This window comes from Kribbella antiqua (assembly GCF_004345665.1).
Taxonomy (GTDB): Bacteria; Actinomycetota; Actinomycetes; order Propionibacteriales; family Kribbellaceae; genus Kribbella; species Kribbella antiqua.
On the sequence record NZ_SLWR01000001.1, the window covers coordinates 1,258,504 to 1,276,137 of the forward strand.

14 protein-coding genes are annotated in these 17,634 nt (G+C 69.3%); 8 read left to right on the forward strand and 6 right to left on the reverse strand.

The window, feature by feature from the left end; all coding sequences use genetic code 11:
• Positions 1-10: 10 nt before the first annotated feature.
• The 4 genes from EV646_RS05970 to EV646_RS05985 all read right to left on the reverse strand — a co-directional run bounded on the left by EV646_RS05970 (position 11) and on the right by EV646_RS05985 (position 4,852).
• Positions 11-1,132 (reverse strand): bifunctional RNase H/acid phosphatase, encoded by a 1,122-nt coding sequence (locus EV646_RS05970; protein WP_132144628.1) that lies wholly within the window; start codon positions 1,130-1,132, stop codon positions 11-13.
• Positions 1,129-1,842, reverse strand: a complete 714-nt coding sequence (locus EV646_RS05975) for a zinc ribbon domain-containing protein (RefSeq protein ID WP_199236796.1) — start codon at positions 1,840-1,842, stop codon at positions 1,129-1,131. The genes EV646_RS05970 and EV646_RS05975 overlap by 4 nt, the downstream gene beginning before the upstream one ends.
• Positions 1,843-1,915: 73 nt before the next feature.
• Complete coding sequence (locus EV646_RS05980; RefSeq protein WP_199236797.1) at positions 1,916-2,734, reverse strand: Nif3-like dinuclear metal center hexameric protein; 819 nt, start codon at positions 2,732-2,734, stop codon at positions 1,916-1,918.
• A 483-nt stretch (positions 2,735-3,217) separates the two neighbouring features.
• Positions 3,218-4,852, reverse strand: a complete 1,635-nt coding sequence (locus EV646_RS05985) for a glycoside hydrolase family 13 protein (RefSeq protein WP_132144632.1) — start codon at positions 4,850-4,852, stop codon at positions 3,218-3,220.
• Positions 4,853-4,998: 146 nt separating this feature from the next.
• On the opposite strand from EV646_RS05985, the gene EV646_RS05990 reads away from it, so the two are divergent.
• Positions 4,999-6,213 carry an ROK family protein gene (locus EV646_RS05990; protein WP_132144634.1) on the forward strand — a complete coding sequence of 405 codons (1,215 nt, stop codon included), beginning with the start codon at positions 4,999-5,001 and terminating at the stop codon, positions 6,211-6,213.
• A 29-nt stretch (positions 6,214-6,242) separates the two neighbouring features.
• Here EV646_RS05990 and EV646_RS05995 read toward each other — a convergent pair whose 3' ends face one another.
• The gene (locus EV646_RS05995; RefSeq protein ID WP_132144636.1) at positions 6,243-6,851 is read right to left on the reverse strand and encodes a hypothetical protein; all 609 of its coding nucleotides are present in this window, start codon (positions 6,849-6,851) and stop codon (positions 6,243-6,245) included.
• Between the two features lie 229 nt (positions 6,852-7,080).
• Between EV646_RS05995 and EV646_RS06000 the strand changes: the two genes are divergently transcribed.
• Genes EV646_RS06000 through EV646_RS06010 form a run of 3 tightly spaced genes read left to right on the forward strand, consistent with a single transcriptional unit; the run spans position 7,081 to position 8,955 of the window.
• On the forward strand, positions 7,081-7,833 hold the full coding sequence (locus tag EV646_RS06000) for a DUF7134 domain-containing protein (RefSeq protein WP_132144638.1): 753 nt from the start codon (positions 7,081-7,083) through the stop codon (positions 7,831-7,833).
• The gene (locus EV646_RS06005) at positions 7,752-8,420 is read left to right on the forward strand and encodes a sensor histidine kinase (RefSeq protein ID WP_132144640.1); all 669 of its coding nucleotides are present in this window, start codon (positions 7,752-7,754) and stop codon (positions 8,418-8,420) included. Before EV646_RS06000 ends, EV646_RS06005 begins: the two co-directional genes overlap by 82 nt.
• Complete coding sequence (locus tag EV646_RS06010) at positions 8,347-8,955, forward strand: response regulator (RefSeq protein WP_338419243.1); 609 nt, start codon at positions 8,347-8,349, stop codon at positions 8,953-8,955. Before EV646_RS06005 ends, EV646_RS06010 begins: the two co-directional genes overlap by 74 nt.
• 12 nt (positions 8,956-8,967) lie before the next feature.
• Here the strand turns inward: EV646_RS06010 and nagZ are convergent, their stop codons facing one another.
• A complete protein-coding gene (gene nagZ / locus EV646_RS06015; protein ID WP_132144644.1) occupies positions 8,968-10,443 on the reverse strand; it encodes a beta-N-acetylhexosaminidase in 1,476 nt (491 codons plus the stop codon).
• A gap of 499 nt (positions 10,444-10,942) precedes the next feature.
• Here nagZ and EV646_RS06020 point away from each other — a divergent pair, with 499 nt between their 5' ends.
• The 4 genes from EV646_RS06020 to EV646_RS06035 all read left to right on the forward strand — a co-directional run bounded on the left by EV646_RS06020 (position 10,943) and on the right by EV646_RS06035 (position 17,572).
• Positions 10,943-15,355: a glycoside hydrolase family 38 N-terminal domain-containing protein gene (locus EV646_RS06020; protein ID WP_132144646.1), complete on the forward strand. Its 4,413-nt coding sequence runs from the start codon at positions 10,943-10,945 to the stop codon at positions 15,353-15,355.
• Entirely contained in the window at positions 15,352-15,993 is a 642-nt protein-coding gene (locus EV646_RS06025) for a DUF7158 domain-containing protein (RefSeq protein WP_241995340.1), read from the forward strand. The genes EV646_RS06020 and EV646_RS06025 overlap by 4 nt, the downstream gene beginning before the upstream one ends.
• 11 nt (positions 15,994-16,004) lie before the next feature.
• Complete coding sequence (locus tag EV646_RS06030; RefSeq protein WP_132144648.1) at positions 16,005-16,922, forward strand: ROK family protein; 918 nt, start codon at positions 16,005-16,007, stop codon at positions 16,920-16,922.
• Positions 16,923-17,260: 338 nt separating this feature from the next.
• A complete protein-coding gene (locus EV646_RS06035) occupies positions 17,261-17,572 on the forward strand; it encodes a hypothetical protein (protein WP_132144650.1) in 312 nt (103 codons plus the stop codon).
• Positions 17,573-17,634 lie beyond the last annotated feature (62 nt).

Consider the following 17,634-nt stretch of genomic DNA (forward strand, 5'->3'; position numbering starts at 1 on the left):
TGCGTTGGCCTCAGACTAGCGAGGGTTGCACGTTGAAGGACTTCATCGACGCGAGGCCGTCGGCGTACCAGTGGATCTCGGTCAGGGTTGCCGGGCGGAGTTCCATCCGGAAGAGCGACGACATCGGGGCCTGGAGGACCGAGCGGACCATGAGCTTGATCGGGGTCACGTGGGTGACCACGACGACAGTCTTGCCCGGGTAGCGGGCCAGGATGCCGTCGCGGGCCGAGCGGACGCGACGGGCGCAGGTGTCGAACGACTCCCCGCCAGGCGGCGCGACCGCGGTCGACTCGAGCCAGGCGTTCAGGGCGTCCGGCCACTTCTGCTGAATCTCGGCGAACGTGTGCCCGTCCCAGTCCCCGAACGCGACCTCGATCCACGACTTGTCGACCACCGGCTCGAGTCCGAGCTTGGCGCCGACCACCTCGGCCGTCTGCCGCGTCCGCAGCATCGGCGACGTCACCAGCGCGTCGACACCGCCGATGCGGGAGAGGTACTCCGCCGCGGCCTGAGCCTGCGCCCGGCCGGTGGCGCTGAGCGCCGGGTCGTCCCCGCCGGAGCCAGAGAACCGCTTCTCGACCGTGTGCGGCGTCTCGCCGTGCCTGAGGAAGATCAACTGCGTCGGCGGCTCCGCCTGCGGACCCCAGCCCTGCAACGCCTTCGCCAGATCAGACGGCTCCTTGGCGACTGCCGGAGCCGGCCCGGCCGCTGTTGGCTGCAACGGAATCGGCACACCGTCCAGCGCCATGTTCGCCAGCGCGTCGGCGGCAGCGTTCTGCGCCCGCGGCACCCAGGTCCACTCGGTCCCGAACGGCGCGAGGCCCTGCGCCTTGATCGCCAGCGGCTGCAGGTCCGGGTGCTTGATCTTCCACCGTCCGGCCATCTGCTCGATCACCAGCTTGGAGTCCATCCGAACCTCGATCGAGGCGTTCGGCGCGTACTCCGCGGCCAACTCCAGTCCGGCGATCAGACCGGAGTACTCGGCGACGTTGTTGGTCGCGATACCCAGCGTCTTGCCGTCCTGCGCGATGACCTCACCGGTCGCCGGGTCGCGGACCAGAGCGCCGTACGCCGCTGGTCCCGGATTCCCACGCGAACCGCCATCAGCTTCAACGATGACGTGATCGGTCATACCGCGCTCTCCGCCGTACGAACCAGGATCCGCCCGCACTCCTCACAGCGCAGTACGACGTCTGGTGCGGCGGCCTTGAACCGGGTCAGATCGGACGGCGCGAGCTCCATCCGGCAGCCCATGCAGCGCTTGCCGACGAGCGGCGCGGCGCCGATCCCGCCGTTGCGCTCGCGGAGTTTCTCGTACTGCGTGACGAGTGCATCCGGAAGCTCGGCGGCCACCGTGGCGCGCTTGTCGCCGATCTCCGCGCGCTGCTCGTCGAACTCCTTGAGCGCGGCGTCGCGGATCGTCTCCAGCTCGGACTGCCGCCCGGCGAACGCCTCGGCCCGGGCCCGCAGGTCGGCCTGGACCGCCTCGGCGGCCTCCAGCTTCTCCATCACCTCGAGCTCGGCGTCCTCCAGATCGGCGATCCGCCGGTCCAGCGAGCCGATCTCGTGCTGCAGGTTCTCCAGGTCCTTCGGCGAGGTGACCTGACCGGAGTCGAGCCGCTGCTGGTTCCGGGCCTTGCGCTGCCGGACCTGCTCGACGTCGCTGTCGGCCTTCTTCTGCTCCCGCTGCAGATCGCTCACCTCGGTGTCGGCGGTGACGAGGTCGCGGTCCACCACCGACTTCTCCGCGGCCAGGTCGGCCAGGGCCTGGTGCTCGGGCAGCGATTTGCGCTTGTGCGCGACCTGATCCAGCTGCAGGTCGAGATCCTGCAGGTCCAGCAACCGGCGTTGGACGGCGGGCTCGGCGTTCAGGGTCGGCTCCTTAGATCGGTTCAGTTGTCAGGTACCGCGGACGTCAGAGCCGCAGATTCCACGCGTCCGTGCGGAGCGTCGAGACGTGAGTGTCCACGGTACTGCCTTGCTCTGCCAACCCTTTGACGAGGAGCCGCTCGGCGTCCCGCAACCACGGCCATTCGCTGGCCCAGTGGGCAACGTCGACCAGCGCGGGCCCCTCGTCGTACGCCCGAGCCTCGGTGGCGGGATGGTGCCGGAGGTCGGCGGTGACGTAGGCGTCGACGCCGGCGGCCCGGACCCGGTCGAACTCGGAGTCGCCCGCTCCCCCGACGACGGCGACCGTCTCGATCATCCGCGACGGATCTCCAGACACCCGTACGCCGTGCTCCGTCGACGGCAGGTTCTCGGCGACTCGTCTGGCGAAGTCCTTCAACGGCTCAGGAGCCGTGAGCGTGCCGATGCGGCCGCCGCCGAGCTCAGGGTTCGACACCAACGGTTTTAGCGGCCGCGTGTCCTGAAGTCCGACAGCGGCGGCGAGTGCGTCGCTCACTCCGGGGTTGGCGTTGTCGGCATTGGTGTGGCAGACGTGCAACGCCGTACCGCTGCGAATCAGGTCGTGCACGACTCGGCCCTTGGGCGTGGTCGCCGCGACGCTGTTCACGCCGCGAAGCAGCAACGGGTGGTGCGTCACCAGCAGGTCGTACTCACCGCTGATTGCTTCATCGACGACTGCCCGCATCGGGTCCACCGCGAACAGAATGCGTCGTACCGGCTGGTCCGGGTCACCCGTGACCAGGCCGACCGCATCCCACGACTCGGCCCACGCCGGGTCGTACAACCGGTCGAGTACGGCAATCACGTCTGCGAGCGTCGGAGTCACAGACGTCAACTTACACAGCTTGGATCCGTGGATCCTGCCAGCCGCGAGCAGGTGCTCGGCGGAGTGCAGCGCAAGGCGGAGGGCGAGGCTCGGAGTGGGGTTCTCCGTGCCTCGTCCTCCAACGCGGCGATGTGCCCGCCGAGTGCCGCGCAGCGCGGCAGGATCCACGGATGCAAGCTGCGGATTGTGGCGGGGGCAGCCGCCCGGTGCCCCCGCCACAATCGTGTCCCGCCGGTGGGTGGCGCGGTGTGGCCGCCCCGCCTCCTCCGCCACCCACATCCGGCGGTACGTCTCGGCCACAGTCACACAATCAACCGTCCCCAGAACGGTTGACGCACGCCGTGTCCGAAACGGGTCCGAGGTCGTGTCTGATGGTCCAGCGCCGTAGCGAGCAGGTGCTCGGTGCGGTGCATCGGCGTGCGCCAGTGCGGCGAGGTGCCGTGCCGAGTGCCGCGCAGTAGGCGGGGGACCATCAGACACGGCCTAAATGAGCCAGGCCGTCGTGGCGCTGGGCAGCTTCTCGCCCTCGAGCGGACTGCTCGACAGCACGACCGCGGCGTCGGGCAACTCGACCGGAGCCGCGCCGAAGTTGGTGATCGACTGCCATCCACCGGGCCTGATGAAGTGCAGCACCGAATCCTCGCTGTCGACCCAGGTCAGCGAGTTGCTCGCCTGCAGACCACGTCGTACGGCGAGGGCCCGGCGGTACAGGCTCAGCGTCGACGCCGGGTCGCCCTCCTGCGCCTCGACGGAGTACGCACCGAACCACTTCGGCTGGACCAGATGCGAACCGCCCGAGCCGAAGCCGAAGGACAGCCCACCGATGGTCCACGGAATCGGAACCCGGCAGCCGTCGCGGCCCTTCTCCGCACCCTTCGACCGGAAGTACGCCGGGTCCTGCAGGTTCGCCGCCGGCAGTTCACCGACCTCCTGCAACCCGAGCTCCTCACCTTGGTACAGGTACGCCGATCCCGGCAGCGCCAGCATCAGGAGCGTCGCGGCCCGCGCCCGGCGCAATCCGAGCTCGACGTCGACCGTCGGCTCAGTCCCGTTGCTCAGCAGCCACGCCTTACCGTCCTGCCACAGCCCGGACGGGTCCTTCGGCAGCCCGTACCGGGTCGCATGCCGTACGACGTCGTGGTTGGAGAACACCCAGGTCGAGGACGACCCGTTCTGCTCCGCCAGCGCAAGGTTGTCCTCGATCACCTGGCGGAACTTCTCGTACTCGAAGTCCGCCTGCAGAAGGTCGAAGTTGAACGCCTGCCCAAGCCCTTCCGCACTCGCATACCGCGCCCGCCGCTCGGCCGGCACGAACGCCTCCGCGACCGCCGACCGCGGCGGGTCGTAGTCGTTCAGCACCGTCCGCCACTCGCGATAGATCTCGTGTACGCCGTCCTGGTCCCAGAGCGGGTGTTTGCCGTACGACTCGGACTGCCGCGGCAGCGTCGTCTTGGACGGGAACGGCTCCGACAGGTCCTTCACCAGCGCGTGCGCCACGTCCACCCGGAAGCCGTCGACACCACGGTCCGACCAGAACCGCAGGGTCTGCAGGAAGTCGGCCCGGACCTCCGGGTGCTCCCAGTTCAGGTCGGGCTGCTCGGCCGCGAACATGTGCAGGTACCACTGCCCGTCCTCGACCTGCGCCCAGGCCGAGCCGCCGAACACCGAATCCCAGTCCGACGGCGGCTGCTCGCCTTCGCCGTCGCCCTCGCGGAAGATGTACCGGTCCCGGGCGGCTGAACCCTTGTCGGCCGCCAGCGCCTCCTGGAACCACTCGTGCCGGTTGGACGTGTGGTTCGGCACGATGTCGACGATGAGCTTGATGTTCTCACCGTGCAGCGCCTCGACCAGCTGGTCGAAGTCGTCCAGGGTGCCGAGCCGCGGATCCACGTCGCGGTAGTCGTCGACGTCGTACCCGCCGTCGGCCAGCGCGGACGGGTAGAACGGGCTCAGCCAGACCGCGTCGATGCCGAGCTCGGCCAGGTACGGGACGCGGCTGATGATGCCCTGCAGGTCACCGATGCCGTCGCCGTTGGAGTCCGCGAAGCTGCGCGGGTAGATCTGGTAGACGACGGCCTGTCGCCACCAGTCCGGGTCGGTCGTCGGCGTGCTGGTCATGTGAGCCTCACTCAGGGTCGGCAGGGGCGGGTCCAGATGTCCGGGCTGTTGCGGCGACATTGCCCGCTCGTTTATATAGACTCTAAATTTAGATTCCGCAGTATTCTGCGCACGGCTTCCCGGACAGGTCAAGGGGGATATTTCTCATGGCGAGACCATCGGCGACCCCGCCGACCGCGACACCGCCGATGCTGCGCCGCGTCAACGCGGGCAAGCTGCTCGGCGTGCTCGCGAAGGGCGGAGTGATGACAGGCACCGGCCTGATCGAGGCGACCGGCCTGACGCGCGCGACCGTGCACGCGGTCTGCAACGACCTGATCTCGATGGGCTGGGTGGTCGAGCACGACCCCGGCCGGGACGACAGCTCGGTGGGCCGGCCGTCCCGGCGGTTCGAGTACAACCACCGCGCCGGGTACGTGCTCGGGATCGACATCGGCGCGGCCAAGACGACCGTGCTGCTCGCCGACCTGCGCGGCGAGACTGTCGCCAAGGCCGGTCGCTCGGTGTACGACGTCAAGACGGCCGCCGAGCGCACGGAGATCGTCCACGAGACCGTCGTGGAGGCGCTGGCGGCGGCCGACCTGACCGACGGCCGGATCCTCGCGGCCGGAGTCGGTGTGGCGGCGCCGGTCGATCGCGACGGGAACATCCTGGTGGACGACGAGTTCTGGCGACGCTTCGACGCCGGGCTGGCCGACCGCCTGACCGAGTTGCACGGCTGGCCGGTGCTGCTCGAGAACGACGCCAACCTGGCCGCCCTCGGGGAGCACTGGCGCGGTGAAGGCCGGAACGTCGGCGACCTCGCCGTACTGCTGGCGGGTGAGCGGTTCGGCTCCGGGCTGATGGACTCCGGGCGACTCCTGCACGGCAGCCGTGGTGGAGCCGGCGAGATGGTCTTCCTCAAGCTGGTCGAAGGCGTCGGCGACACCCACGGCATCGCCCGCATCGCCCGCGAACAAGGGGCTGCGGCCGTCGCCGATCCATCCGTCGAGACCGTACTGCGGGAGCTGGCCGGCGACCGGCCGGTCACCGCGGAGCAGGCGTTCGCGGCCGCGGCCAAGGGCGATGAAGTTGCCCTCGGCATCCTTCAGCAGGTGGCCGACCGTACCGCCCGGGTCGTCGCGACTCTCGGGATCCTGTTCAATCCCGAGCTCGTCGTCCTGGGCGGTGCGGTCGCCGAAGCCGCGGCCGCGCTGCTACCCGATATCGAGAAGCAGCTCGCCGGCTTCACCAGCACCCCGCCCCGCGTCGCCGTCTCCCCGCTCGGCGACGCCATCGTGTCGGTCGGCGCCGTACGCCACGCCCTCAACTACGTCGAACAACACGCCCTCGATCTGGAACTCGGCCCCAGGAGGACCTGATCCGAGAGTGCGGTAACTGCCCGAGCTGGTCATGGCGTCGCGCTGCGGGCGGCCCCGCTCGCGGTGCGGGCGGTCCAGGCGAGCGCGAGTGCGGTCAGGAATGCGCCGGGCGGGTACGCGGCGATCAGGACAGAGACGATCGCGGCCAGCGCTAGTACGACGCACGCGGGTCGGGCGATGGTCCGTCGACGCCAGCCGGCGATGGCCATGGCGAGCAAGCCGACGCCGCAGAAGACCACCTTGGGCAGCCAGAATGCGGTGAGGTAACCGCTCGTCGCGTCCTGGAACTGGTCGCCCTGCGCGTCGGTGAGCAGGCCCGAGACGTGACCCATGAACGGGCCGAACGTCCAGGCACTGGTGGCGACAAACGCGCAGCCGGCGCCGGCGACGTACAAGGCCCACCTGGGCAGCCGCTCGCCCAAGGACGGCAAAGTCAGGGCGAGTGCGACGAAGCTCAGCGCGGTGATGATCCCGGACACCTGTACGAGCGGGTGTGTCGCGCCTTCCCGCGCGTCGATGTCCGGCATGAAGATGACGCTGGAGATGTAGGCGGCGGTGCTGATCGCGCCGACAAGCCCGGCCGCGACGGCTGCGGTCCGCGTACTGTCGATCGTGGTCTGTTTGGTGAGCGTGGACATGGTCCCCTCCTGGTGTTCGAACTGACCCGATCAGCATCGGATCGCCCGCTCACCACCACAGCGCCCACAAGACCGAACCTCCCCTTCCGCCACCAGGCTTGATCTTCTGACCCGTTCCCCCGTACGGCGGAACCGGCGTACCGCCACGCGACGGACCCGCCGGCACCGCCTCCGGCCTTACCCTGCTGACAGGGCGGGAGGAGCAAGCACCACGACGGGGAGGGCGGGGATGGTCCCGACACCACGAGCCGAGCAACCACCGCAGTCCGACCTGCCCCCGCTCTCCCCCACCCTGGCGCCTGGGCCGACAACACTGCAGCCTTCCGGAGCCGACGAGCCCGCGCCTGCAGTTCACTCCGCCGATGCGGTGTCGGTGCCGGGGTCTGGAGTCGTGGTGGAGTGGGTGATCGATCTGCTGATGGGGCTGGCGCTGACGGTGCTGGCGGTCGGGAGTGTGATGGTGCCCGATCCGCTGGATGCGCGGCAGTATCCGCCGCCGGACCTCAGGCTGGCCGGGCTCGCCGTACTGGCCAGTCTTCCGCTGGTGTTGCGGCGGCGGTTTCCGGCGACGGTGCTCGTCGTCTCGCTCGGCGCCTGGCTGACGATCTGGCTGCTCGGCTGGGCCCAGGGCGTCGTACCGGCTTGCACGCTCTTCGCGCTCTACGCGGCGGCCGCCTACCAACCACTGCGCCGGGCGTTGATCAGCCTTGGCTTGATGCTTGCCGGCGTGACAGTTGCGGTGCGGCTCGATTCGCCCGAGTACTCGTCCTGGCCGCTTGACCTCGTGTCGCTGGTCGGGTTCAGCCTCGTCTGGGGGGTGGTCTGTCGGTACGGCGAATCCGGCAGCGGCAGCAGGCCGCCGTACGACGGGCTCTGGAAGCCGAGCGCACTCGGGCGGCGATGGCGGAGCGAGCCGTGTTCGCCGAGCGGCTGCGGATCGCGCGTGAACTGCATGACGTCGTGTCCCACACCTTGTCGGTGATCGCCGTGCAGTCCGGCGTCGCCCGCCACCTGCTCGGACCCGATGACAGGGCTGTCGCCCCCGCGCTGACCACGATCGAGGAAGCAAGCCGGACCGCACTCGACGACCTCCGCCGGATGCTCGGCATCCTGCGCGCCGGTCCCGCGGATCAGGCCTCTCTCGTCCCTAGCCCCGGACTCGACGAGCTCGAACTGCTCGCGTCGACTCACCGCGTCGCCCACGGCCCAGTGAAGCTCGACCTCGACGTGGGCGAACTGCCGGAAAGCGTGCGGATGACTGTCTTTCGCATCGTCCAGGAAGGACTGACCAACATCCGCAAACGCGCACCGGGAGCCTCGGCTCAGATCGCCGTACGAGCGTCGAGCAGCGAACTCGTCGTACAAGTGGACAACTCCGCACCTCGGGATCAGGGTTCGCCGAGCGGAGGTGGGTTCGGGCTGACGGGGATGCGGGAGCGGGTGGGGCTGTTCGACGGACGGCTGGCGGCCGGGCCATCGGCCAACGGTGGTACTCGTGCGGGCAGGCTTTGTTGCCTTGCTCAACGCCTCGGACGGGATCGAGGTGGTCGGCGAGGCCGGCCAAGGTGAAGAAGGCGTTAGGTTGACCAAGGCAACCAAACCCGACGTCGTGATGATGGATGTGCGGATGCCGGTCCTGAACGGAATCGAGGCCACCCGCAGGATCACCAACGATCCGTCGTGCGCGGGGACGCGCGTCGTCGTGCTGACCACTTTCGGGCTGGACGAGTACGTGTTCGGCGCTCTGCGTGCGGGCGCGACCGGGTTCCTGCTCAAGGACACGCCGCCTGAGCAGCTGCTGCAGGCGATCCGGGTAGCCGCGGACGGCGAGGCGTTGCTGTCCCCTTCGATCACCCGGCGCCTGATCGAGGCGTTCCCCCAGTCGCCGGAAGCACCTCGCCGTGCCGCACTCGATCTCACCGAACGCGAGACCGACGTACTGCGGCTCGTCGCGCGCGGCCTGTCGAACGCCGACATCGCCCGGCAGCTGCAGATCGGCCCGGCAACGGTGAAGACCTACGTGAGCAGACTCCTCACCAAGCTGGACGTCGGCACCCGCGTGCACCTCGTCATCGCGGCCTACGAATCCGGCCTGGCGGGTTAGCGGGTTAGCTACTCAGCGGGTCAGTGCCCGCGCCACGGCCTCGAGGACGATCACGTTGCGACCGGAGGTTGTGGCGGACGCGATGCCGGCGGGGACGAGCGCCTGGTCCTCGGGGATGCCTGTGCAGAGGACGAAGGCATCGCTTCGACTCTGGAGAAGATGGTCGAGTGCATCGCGCATCCACGGCGTGCGTACGGCGTCCTGGACGGCGATGAGGAGCGGCCTGTCGGCTGCGGCGGCTGCGGCCTGGGCGATCGCGTCGCCCGACTGCGAACCCCCGCCGCCCAGGCGGTGTTCGCCGCGGAGGACGACGCCATCCGACGCTGGGGCGACGCGACTGAAGACCTCGGGGAGCCCAGAGAAATAAGGGTTCCAGGCCGGGTGCACGCCCTGGGTCAGGTCGATGACGTACGGTGCCGGGCCGAGAGCCGGGATCGTTTGATTGCCGACAATCCGCGCGGCGACGTCACGGATCGGGGCGCCGTCGAGGCCGGGGTTCCGCGTCCGGGACGCGAGGGTGGCGGCGAGGGTCCGGACCCGTTCGGCGGCATCCGCCAGCCGGCCGGCGTCGAGCGTACCGTTGCTGACGGCATCGACCACGCGCGCGGTGAGGGTGCGTGGGTCCGCGCCGCCGATCGCGATCATGGCAAGGTCGGCACCGGCCCGGATCGAGGCGACCGCGGCGTCCTCGATGGACCGGGTCTTGGTGATCGCCTGCATCTCCAGCGCGTCGGTGGTGATCACGCCTTGGAAGCCGAGTTCCTCGCGCAGCAAGCCGGTGAGGATCCGATGCGAGAGGGTGGCCGGCTGGTCGTCGTACGCGGAGAAGATGATGTGTGCGCTCATGACGACGTCGGCGCCGGCCGCGATGGTCGCCTGGAACGGCGCGAGTTCGACCGCGCTGACCTCGTCGATCGAGCGGTCGACGCGGGGCAGGTCGAGGTGCGAGTCGACGGAGACGTCGCCGTGGCCCGGGAAGTGTTTCGGGCAGGCGGCGATCCCGGCCTCGTGGACGCCCTCGACGAAGGCGACGCCGTGCCGCGACACCACGTCGGCGGTGGTGCCGAACGAGCGGGTGGAGATGATCGGGTTCGCCGGGTTGCTGTTCACGTCGACGGACGGCGCGAGCATCAGGTCGATCCCGAGCGACGCGAGCGTGGCCGCGGCGTCCCGGGCGGACGCCCGGGTCAGGTCGACGTCGTCGAGGTCGCCCAGCGACCGCGGCGAGGCCAGCGGCCACGGGTTCGCCGGGGCAAGATGACTGAACTCGCCGCCCTCATGGTCGATCGCGATGATCAAATCCGGCCGCTCCGCCCGCAGCGTCGCAGTCAACGCCGCCACCTGATCGGAGTCCGCGACGTTCCGGGTAAACAAGATCACCGCCCCAAGCCCCGCCCCAACCGCTCGCCGCAGCTCATCGGTGGCAACAGTCCCCTCAAACCCAACAACCAACGCGCCACCCGCATCCCGCACCAACTCATCACTCATGCCCCACACCCTCTCCCGCCCAAGCCCCCACCGCCACCCGAATCCGAACCTCAATCGCTCACCAACCCCACCCGCCCCGGGCCTCCAACGCCCACCAACCTCCCCCCCCCCGCCTCCGTCGCTCACCAACCACACCCGACCCGGGCGTCCGGCACTCACCAACCTCGGCCGGCGTGCCCTCGCCACGCTCAGCCGACGGCGCCGGGCCGGCCTTCGCCGCAGTTCGTGAGTGCCGGACGTCCGCCTCCGCACCTAGGCCGGGCGCGGCGTGGCGGCGGTCGTGGGGGGCTCAGGCGGGCGGGACAGAGCTGTCACGGAGTGCTAATTATTAGCTTTGGGGAGGGCTTTCAGGGCGATCGTTGTCAAGGGCCGGGTCGGCAACTTTTCCGCCTGCGCCTGCGGGTTCGTCGCGGAATCGTGAGACTGACCTCTCGCTGTCCGGGCCAGTTACGGATAACGTTGTCTCCCGACCTGACCACTCTCGACGGAGCCCGACGCCGTGACCGTACAGATCGCCCACGTCTCCTCGCCCGAGTTGTTCGCCGGCAGCGACGACGATCCCCGCCAGCTTCTGCGGGTGGAACTGACCCGTTCCACCGGCGACGGCGCCCTGTCCGTGCGCGTCGCCGGCGACGGTGTCTCCGGTACGGCGGACCTGCCGCCAGGTGACGGGCCGATCCGCGTCGAGGTCCCACTCGACATCGCTTCGGCGCTCCGGACGCAGTACGGCGCTGAGGTCGAAGCGACCGTCACAGTGCAGGCGGACGGCGTCGACGCCGCGTCGGACAGCGGGACGGTAGTGATCGCCGAGCCGGGCTGGACGATGGTGATGGTGTCGCACTTCCACTACGACCCGGTCTGGTGGAACACCCAGGCGGCGTACACGACCAGCTGGGACCTGCAGGGCCCGGACGGCACCACCCGGCCGGTCTACACGCACAACGCGTTCAGCCTGGTCGACGCGCATCTCAAGCTCGCGCTGCGCGATCCGGCGTACTGCTTCGTGCTCGCCGAGCTGGACTACCTCAAGCCGTACTTCGACACCTTCCCCGAGAACCGGGCGGTCCTGCGCCGGCTGATCGCGGAGGGCCGGGTCGAGATCATCGGCGGCACCTACAACGAGCCGAACACGAACCTGACCGGCGCGGAGACGACGATCCGCAACATCGTGTACGGCATCGGCTACCAGCGCGACATCCTCGGCGGCGACCCGCAGAACGCGTGGCAGCTGGACGTATTCGGGCACGACCCGCAGTTCCCCGGGTATCTCGCCAAGGCCGGGCTGACCGGGTCAGCGTGGGCGCGTGGGCCGTTCCACCAGTGGGGGCCGCTGCGGCAGGCCTGGGGCGACCCGAAGTCGGGCACTGCCGCGGTGATGCAGTTCCACAGTGAGTTCGAGTGGATCAGCCCGAGCGGGGACGGCGTACTGACGCACTACATGCCGGACCACTACGGCCCGGGCTGGGAGCTCCAGCACGCACCAAGTGTCGAGGCTGCTGGCGATACGGCGTACAACCTCTTCGTTATCTTGAAGACGGTTGCGGCGACTCGCAACGCGCTGTTGCCGGTCGGCGGGGACTATGCGCCTCCCAACAACTGGATCACTGCGGTGCACCACGACTGGAACGCCCGCTACGCGTGGCCGAAGTTCGTCTGCGGTACGACGAAGCACTTCATGGACCGGGTACGCGCGGAGCTCGCCGAGACCGGCCGGCGGCCGTCGCCGCAGTCGCGGGACATGAACCCGATCTACACCGGCAAGGACGTGTCGTACATCGACACCAAGCAGGCCCAGCGCGCGGCCGAGGTCGCGGCGGTCGACGCGGAAAAGCTCGGGACGTACGCCGACCTGCTCGGCCTCGGGCGCTTCGCGGAGGCCTCGCTGGACAAGGTCTGGCGGCAGCTCGCCTACGGCGCTCACCACGACGCCATCACCGGGTCGGAGTCGGACCAGGTCTACATCGACCTCGTCACCGGGTGGCGCGAGGCGCACGACCTGGCGGATGCCGCGCGTACGGCGTCTTTGGAAGCCTTCGCGGCGCAGATCGATACATCGGCGTTCGGGGCGCAGGCGGTCGTCGTCACCAACACGCTGTCGTTCACGCGGACGGATCTGGTCACCGTGCAGGTGCCGGCCGGATCTTGGCGGATTGTCGACGATGCTGGTGTCGACGTTCCGTCGGTGGTCGAGGGCGACAAGCTCACGTTCCTGGCGGATTCCGTGCCTTCGCTTGGCTGGCGGACGTACCAGCTGGCCTCCGGTACGGGCTCCTCGGGTACGGCGGGGTCGTGGGGTGCGGCGTCGGATACCCCCGTGGTGGAGAACGAGTTCTTCAGCGTGACGGTGGATCCGTCGCGTGGTGGCGGCGTCAGCTCGATTGTCGACAATCGGACCGGCCGGCAGGTGCTCAAGGGACTGGGCAACGAACTGCGGGTCTACGAGGAGTACCCGGACCATCCACGCTTCGGCGAAGGTCCGTGGCACTTGACCCCGTCGGGTCCGGTGGTTGGCTCTGGTGGGGCGCCGGCGAAGGTGTTCACCCAGGCCGGACCGCTCGGCAGCCGGGTGGTCAGCCGCGGCGAGGTCGACGGGATCTCGTACGAGGCCGTCGTCACCCTGTACAACGGGCTCGACCGGGTCGAGTTCGCGACCCGCATCCTGGACCACGCGCAGTCCGATCGTTTGGTGCGGGTAAAGTTCCCTGCCGATGTCCCGGGCGCGCTACCGCTGAGCGAGGTCGCCGGCGCCGTCGTCGGCCGCGGCTTCGGACTCATCGACGTCGACAGCGCCCAGGCCCCCTGGACCCTCGACAACCCCGCCAACACCTGGTTCGGGCTAGGCACCACTGCCCGAGTCGAACTGACCGATGCCGCCGGCAACCACATCGGCACCCGCCCGATCGCGGTCGCCGAAATCGTCGTACCTGATGACTCCGAGCCCGCCGAGGTTCGTGAGCTGGTAGTCGCCTTGGCCCGCGTCGGCGTCACCGCAACCACGTCCTTGGCCAGCGGCTCCCGCTACGGCTCCCTCCAGGTCGACTCCAACCTCCCCGACCTCCGCATCCTGATCGGCACAGCAGCTTCGCTGCTCGAGGGTGACGGTGTGGAGAGCAGCCCCGCCCAGCACAGCGCCGGCGCTGCCGAAAGCGGGCAGGAGGCGGGCGCGCTGAGCCCAACCGACTCCGACATCGCCGGAGGCGGCGAGCTTCCAGCCGCCGGCGCCGGGACGGCGGCAGCCTCCGCCGCCGAAGGCGGCGCGGTGTTTGTGCCGGCTCGGACTGCGTTGGCTGAGGTTTGGCAGCCGAACGCCGATGTGCGGGACGTGCGGGCAATCCCGGCCCTGGTCCTGCCCACCCGGGCCGCGGTTGACGCCGCGGTGGCGGAGCTCGCGGAGGCAAGGATCACCGCGACCGTTGCCGGCGACGGGGTGATTGAGGAGTTCGAGGATCGCACTGTGGCGCTGCTGACCTACGGACTTCCTGGGTTTGCAGTGGATGCATCCGGTGCTCTGCATGCTTCGTTGATGCGGTCGTGCAGTGGGTGGCCGTCGGGGATTTGGATTGATCCGCCGCGGCGGTCGGCGCCGGATGGGTCGGCGTTCCAGTTGCAGCATTGGACGCATGAGTTCCGGTACGCGCTGGCGAGCGGCGAAGGCGACTGGCGGAAGTTGCAGCTGCCGAGCCGGGGGCAGGAGTTCTCGTCACCGTTGCTGGCGGCAACTACCACCGCACATGACGGAACCTTGCCGGCGACGCACTCGCTGCTCCAGGTCAGCCCGGAACGCGACGTACTGGTCTCGGCGCTCAAGCCGGCCGGCAACCCGATCGCCCACGGGTCGGGTGTCCCGGCCGACCCGCGGGAAGGCGTCACGATCCGGTTGATCGAGGCATCAGGTCTCGGGGCGACGGCAACGGTCAGCTCCGCACTCCCGATCACCGGCGCTCACCACGCCGACCTGCTCGAAAACCCCGGCGCACCGATCGAGGTTGCCGACGGCAACTTCACGGTGGACCTGCCGGGCTCGGCCGTCGACACCTTCGTCCTGACTGTCGACGGTGCCGCCAAGGCCAACCCCGCCGTACTCGGACAAGCTGGTGAGCTGGCGCAGCCGTCGTACGCGCGTTACTGGCTGCACAATCGTGGTCCGGCGCAGATGGGCTTCCTGCCGGTCAGCATGTCGGTCTCCCCCACCGTCGCGCGGACGGCCGGCAAGCCGTTCGAGATCTCGATGGTGATCGCGAACCAGTACGCCGACAGTCCGGCCGAAGGATTGTTGACAATCGAACTCCCGGACGGGTGGACAACTGATCAATCCGATCGTTCACTGCGGCTCGAGCCGGGCGGGTACGTTCGGCACCTCGCGAACGTGAGTCCTCCGGAGAACTGCGAACCCGGCCAGTACTTCGTCGCCGCCCGTGTGCTGACGAGGACTGACGAGCTTGCGGGTGGTGCCGGCGTCACAGCGGTCGAGGATGTCGTCACGGTGTTCGTCGGCGAGAGTCCCGAGCTGACCGCCGCGCTCGGTTTCGGCATGCCGCCGACCGAGCCACCGGACCACGGCGCCGGTGCGGTCGAGGGTGAGCCGGGGCGTCCGACCGGTCTGACGGTGACCCCGTCGACCCAGGACCTGCGATTGTCACCTGGTACGGCGGAGACGCTCGAGCTGGAGTTCGCGAACAACACGTCGTCGGAGATTCGCGCCGAGTTGCAACTGGCGTCGCCGTACGGCACGTGGTCGTGGTTGCCCGAGCCGGTGCGACTGGTCGTCGTACCGCCGAAGTCGTCCGTCACAGTCGCCGTGCCGGTCGAGGCACCGGCGGACGCCACGCCGGCGCACGCCTGGGTGCTGCCGAAGGTCATGTGGTTCGGCCGAGCGCAGTACGCCCCCACCGTCCGCCTGGAGATCCAGTGACGGCCCCCACCGCCGTGGCCCACTCCCACGAGCACGCCCACGGTCACGGGCACGCGGTTGGGCGGGCGCCCGTCGCGCCGGCGGACGTCATGGCGTATCTGGACGGGGAGCCGCTGGGGCGGGAGTTGTTGGATGAGCGGCTGGAGCGGCTGAGGGATGGGGATGCGGCCTGTGTGCTGCCCCGGGCGGATAGTCGGGAGGGGCGCCAGCTGAGGCGGTGGGTTGCTCAGGTTGTGATCACCGAGCAACTCTGCGTCAACGAGCTGCGGCGCCGTGGGGATGCAGCTCCCGAGACGCCGGCTGAGCCCATCGATGTGTCTACGGCGATCGCGGTTGGGTCTATTACCGCGGCTGCGCTGGCTGGTTCGGATGCTGTACGGCGGGTGGCCGGGATCGTGAGTGCGGAGGTGCGGATCCCGGCGGAGCAGTTGGCGTACGCGGCCGACGTACTCGGAGAGGAGCCACCGGCTGATCCCGCCGTACCGGTGGCCGGGTGGCATCGCGAGCTGTTGCAGAGCGCACGGCTGGAGGCGTTCGCGCGCTGGCTGAATGCGGCGATGCACGAGCGGGTCCAGCTGGTCCGCGGGCTCGAGCACCCGGGCGACAGCAATCAACCTGACAACCTGCATCGGCACTGACGGGGGACTATATGACCGAACAGGCAGCGACGGTACTCGGCATCGACATCGGCGGCACCAAGATGGCCGCCGCTCTCGTATCCGCCGACGGCCGCATCCTGACCGGGGACCGGATCATGACTCCGCCGGGCGACGCGGACGAGGTGTTCGCCGCGCTGGCCGAGCTGATCGAGCGGGTCCGCGGCGACGCCACGCCGCTGGCGGTCGGGATCGGTTCGGCCGGCCCGCTGGACCAGCGGCACGGGCTGGTGTCGCCGGTGAACATCACCGGCTGGCGGAACTTCCCACTTGTCGACCGGGTACGCGCGCTCGTCGGCGACGTACCGGTGACGCTCGGTGTGGACGGGCACTGCTTCGCGCTCGGCGAGTTCTGGACCGGTGCCGGGCGGGACGTCGGCACGCTGCTCGGCATCGTCGTGTCGACCGGTGTCGGCGGCGGATTGGTTGTCGACGGCAAGGCGGTGATCGGCCAGTCGGGAAACGCCGCGCACATCGGTCACGTCGTGGTCGACCTGGACGGTGAGGCGTGCGCGTGCGGGTCGTTCGGATGCGTCGAGGCGTACGCGAGCGGGCCGCGGATGGTTGCCCGGGCCAAGCGTCGCGGCTGGCGGACCGCCGAGGACGTGGATGCCGCCGTACTCGCGGCCGACGCGGCCGACGGTGACGAGCTCGCGCTGGCGGCCTTCGACGACGGTGCGCAGGCGCTTGCCGCAGGCATCGTCGCGACCGCGGTCACCGTCGACCTCACCACCGTGGTCATCGGCGGCGGGGTGGCGAAGGCAGGGTCGATCTTGTTCGATCCTGTGCAGGCATGGGTGAAACGCCTTGCTCAGCTGCCTTTCGTCACCGATCTCACCGTGGAGCCCGCCCAGCTCGACAATGCCGGCCTGCTCGGCGCCGCGCACCAGGCCTGGTCCGCCGTCGCCTGACCGCCGGTCGGCCGCCACCCGAGCGCCGTAGGTCGTTCGTTGATCATTTGACGGTCGCTGCACACTTCTCCGCGCACAGAGAAGGGTCTCGTGCGCACCTTTGCGCAGTTTTTACGAAATTGCGGAAAAGTCTGTAACGACCGTGCCGTCCCACGCGATGCAACGGATGGATGGGGTGGGGGCACGCCGTCCACGGTCGGTCGAGGGGGGCCTGGGTCCGGCCGGAACGTGTGAGCGGTGGGGAGGAGACTCCCCACCGCCCGCGCGTAAGACAGGTGAGGTAGGCAACGTCCGCCAGCGTTGCCCACGGCAACGCTCGACCCGAGGATCGGTCCTGGATGGACGTCGCGGTATTCCTGCTCTTCGCCCTCTTCTTCGGCGGTGCGGCGGCTGCGACCTGGCACCTGCTCTTGAACGTCGCCGCCTCGTGCGGCGTCGCCGTCCTGCACGGCTGGCTGCGCGGACGAACTCTCGCCGGTTCGGCACCCGCCGCGGTCGTCGCAGGTGCGGCCTCAACAGCCTGCCTACCGGAGCCCTCATCAGGTTCCGGTAGGCAGGCCGATGACTACTCCTTGCTCATCGGCGTGACCAGTGCCTCATCACTGTTCCGCCGATCGGCTCGGAGCGCGATCGATCCTCAGGAGGGATGAGGATCCGTCGAGGGTTCTGCACCGTGGACGGTGGGCCGGTGACTGCGGGAGGGCTGCCACCG